At 34.4% G+C, this 3,283-nt stretch carries 4 protein-coding genes; 3 read left to right on the forward strand and 1 reads right to left on the reverse strand.

The genetic code is table 11. The features are described 5' to 3' along the window. Window positions 1-477: 477 nt before the first annotated feature. Window positions 478-927 carry an Lrp/AsnC family transcriptional regulator gene (locus tag E2R67_RS16270; protein ID WP_134291997.1) on the reverse strand — a complete coding sequence of 150 codons (450 nt, stop codon included), beginning with the start codon at window positions 925-927 and terminating at the stop codon, window positions 478-480. Between the two features lie 102 nt (window positions 928-1,029). On the opposite strand from E2R67_RS16270, the gene E2R67_RS16275 reads away from it, so the two are divergent. The 3 genes from E2R67_RS16275 (at window position 1,030) to E2R67_RS16285 (ending at window position 3,240) form a co-directional block, all read left to right on the forward strand. Further along, entirely contained in the window at window positions 1,030-1,626 is a 597-nt protein-coding gene (locus E2R67_RS16275; RefSeq protein WP_134292000.1) for a LysE family translocator, read from the forward strand. Window positions 1,627-1,873: 247 nt separating this feature from the next. Beyond that, the gene (locus tag E2R67_RS16280) at window positions 1,874-2,476 is read left to right on the forward strand and encodes a hypothetical protein (RefSeq protein ID WP_134291998.1); all 603 of its coding nucleotides are present in this window, start codon (window positions 1,874-1,876) and stop codon (window positions 2,474-2,476) included. 392 nt (window positions 2,477-2,868) lie between these two features. Beyond that, on the forward strand, window positions 2,869-3,240 hold the full coding sequence (locus tag E2R67_RS16285; protein ID WP_134291999.1) for a hypothetical protein: 372 nt from the start codon (window positions 2,869-2,871) through the stop codon (window positions 3,238-3,240). Window positions 3,241-3,283 lie beyond the last annotated feature (43 nt).

The following is a 3,283-nucleotide window of genomic DNA, read 5'->3' on the forward strand; positions in this document are numbered from 1 at the left end:
GTCGATACTAATTACGCTACATTTCATGTTGGTCACTCCATATTTAGATTGATTTGCTGAATACTTATCTATCTTGGCACATTGCGATGCCGTTTTGGAGTGACCATCTCAGCATCCACTCATTGAACTCAACAATATCAATGACTTAATAATAACGATACTCAATGTGGCTACATCAAACTCTCCCGTTGAGTTTTTCTGAATGAATGACTGCCTTTAGCAAGCAGAGGCAGGGATGCCGTTGCTAGCTCATTTCGAGACATGGATGTCGAGTATGAGCGGTGCGTTTAGAAGGCTGTTATTTATTCAGATTAAAAAACGAGTTGGGAGCCAGTCTTTTTGCTTACTTTATTCTTCTGGTAAGAAAAAGTATGTCGCCGACAGGGCGAAAACACTGCTAAGAATGCTCCAAATGACCCGACGAGCGTAGACGAGTTAATATTTAATTTCTACATTTTTTGTTTACCAATACAAAAACTATTTATACTCATCCTTCGTTGAATCCATCACTACATGCGTACTGATCGTCGCGACTTGCGGTAAATCACCTAATACGTCTGTATGAAAGTGTTTATAAGCCATTAGATCTGTTGTTTCTACTCTTAACAGGTATTCGTAATTACCGGTTACATTGTGACATTCTAATACTTCATCTGATTGAGCAATAGCTTGTTCAAATGCTAACTGTGCATCTTTTGTATGGATGGATAAACCAACGGTCACAAAAGCACTAAAACCTTTGCCTAATTTTCTATTATTAATCACCGCGCGATAACCGCTAATGATGCCTTGGCGCTCTAGATCTTGCACTCTGCGTAAACACGCTGAGGGTGATAATCCTACCTTGTCAGCTAAATCGATATTACTCATTCGACCGTCATTTTTTAATTCTTGCAATATTTGTTCGGTAAACTTGTCAATTTTCATGATTAATTGCTCTTATTTCTAAAATTAAACAATAAAGGCAATTTAATGTCGTGGGAAGTCATTTATAGTATTTCTTCAATAAACTTTGATACTGGAATGAAAATGAATATAGAAATATTGATTGCGTTAGCCTTGTTTGCCTTTGCTTCTTCGATATCGCCTGGGCCAAATAATTTAATGTTAATGAGCTCTGGTGCTAACTTTGGATTCCGTAAAACCTTGCCTCATATGATGGGCGTTGGCTTAGGCTTTACCTTGATGGTAGCGCTTGTTGGTATTGGTATTATGCAAGTCTTTGATTTGTTCCCTGCTAGCTATTTGATATTGAAGTGGACGAGTGTGGTTTATTTATTTTATTTAGCTTATAAAGTGGCTACTTCGACGGCCCCTGAAAGTGGGCAATCGGAGAAGGCTAAACCGTTTTCTTTTATCCAAGCTAGCTTGTTTCAATGGGTTAATCCAAAAGCGTGGACAATGGCATTAAGTGCGATTGCTATTTATGCGCCGCAAAGAGATCTTCAATCGGTTCTCTTAGTTGCTCTGGTTTTTGGAATTGTTAATATCCCATCAGTCAGCGTTTGGGTAATACTTGGACAAAAGTTACAAAGCATTTTATCTAGTGTAAAGCGATTGCGTTTATTTAACGGTGTAATGGCTTTGCTATTAATCGCTTCTTTATATCCTGTGTTATTTGACTAGGTATAATGTTGTCCAGTTGAGAAGATTATTAACTTTTCAAATCATGCTTTACTTACTAAAGCATGGTTTGAAAACCCGCTAATAATAATCAAAATATTCCGATGAGAATAGGCGAGCTAAACATTAAATAAAAAATGTCTTTTTGTATTTAGTTTATATTTGTTTTTTATCTTTTCAATGCTCTAGACTGATAACTAATTGATATATAGAATGTGATGCTTATTAAACTTAATGGAAAAATAATTATATGAAAATATTAACCTTAACTTTATCTTTAATTGTTTTATCTGGCTGTACTCATATTACAGTCTCAGATATGGACTTATTAAAAGAAACGAGCAATCAAAGTACTAAGTATTCGAAAAATGATTTACAAATATTTCCATTAAACATTGAAGCTAGCCTTAGTTGTTATGACAGTCGTATAGGGAATACCATAAAAACGTCTTGTTCAAATAGAAACCGTATTAACAGTGTTGTTGATAAATTTAAAGAGCGAGGTTTACAAGCGGTACCTGGTGACAAATCTCAGGTTTCATCAACACCTCATATTTCTGTTATAAAGGATGAAATGAATGGATTTTTAGAAGGTGTAACAGGCTTCTTTAATATAATTACCTTTGGTTTATCTCCTCTTTATCACTATGAGGATTATATTGTTACTTATACCGATCCAAATACCGATTTAGTTGTTTCTAAAGAAGCAACAGTGTCTTCTACAACTTCTTGGTTTTCGTTAATGCGTTCGACTCCTAAAGAAATAGAAGAAGGGAATGTTAAATATAAAATAGAGGAAGCTTTAATACGCAAAGTATTAGAAGAAGCTAAATTAGGTGAGGAAGTTAAATAAATATTTCTTTATTGTTTATGAAGTAGAAGATCAAAGTACACGGCTGCCTTTATTTTTTAATTTAAAATTAAAGGCATGCTCCTAATATTTAAAAGCGTAGAATAGATCCCACAAAAGCCCGTTGGATAACAAATAAAATGACCTTTTATCTATTAGCTCTCTCAATTTTATGCGTTTTCCCTTACTGTAAACTCTCAATATAAGTGAAAGTAGTGGACATCCAAACGTTGATCTTAATAATAATCAAAGGGAAGATGCAAAGTAGTGGATACTCATTAGTTAAACGAAATAAAATCATATAGTTAAAGATTTAAATGATTGAGTATCCAGCAATTTTCTACTGAATGTCATAAACCTAAATGTAAACACCAAGCTAATCAAGGAGAAGATCTATGAATCAATATTACAAATTTAGTACTACTGGATACGTTGATTTTGGTGTACAAAAAGCACCTTTGCTTCGGGAGCAAAGTGTAATGCAAGGTCGAGTTATAGATCCCCAAAAATTACCTAAATTAATTTTTGAACATAATTTCCCTATCGGTGAGAGCATTCCTCATTTTTTAACTGGGGGGACAGTGCTAGCTAGTAATAAGTTGTTAACTGTTCTAGAAAGTGCAGGAGTTGATAATTATCAGGCTATTCCTGCTACTTTGATCAATCCTAATACAAATGAAATTAGGGCCTGTACAGTCAAGTTCATAGGTAACACTTTATTAAACATACATGGGTTACACTTTTACCGTCCAATAGTCTTTACTTGATTCAAGGTCAATACAACCTAATCGATAAAAACTAAAATACACA

It is taken from the genome of Psychromonas algicola (genome assembly GCF_004378355.1).
GTDB lineage: Bacteria > Pseudomonadota > Gammaproteobacteria > Enterobacterales > Psychromonadaceae > Psychromonas.

Excerpts from the sequence above, each read along its gene's own strand:
- E2R67_RS16275 (WP_134292000.1), top strand. The coding sequence starts at position 1,030 with ATGAATATAGAAATATTGATTGCGTTAGCCTTGTTTGCCTTTGCTTCT.
- E2R67_RS16285 (WP_134291999.1), top strand. The coding sequence starts at position 2,869 with ATGAATCAATATTACAAATTTAGTACTACTGGATACGTTGATTTTGGT.
- E2R67_RS16280 (WP_134291998.1), top strand. The coding sequence starts at position 1,874 with ATGAAAATATTAACCTTAACTTTATCTTTAATTGTTTTATCTGGCTGT.
- E2R67_RS16270 (WP_134291997.1), bottom strand. The coding sequence starts at position 927 with ATGAAAATTGACAAGTTTACCGAACAAATATTGCAAGAATTAAAAAAT.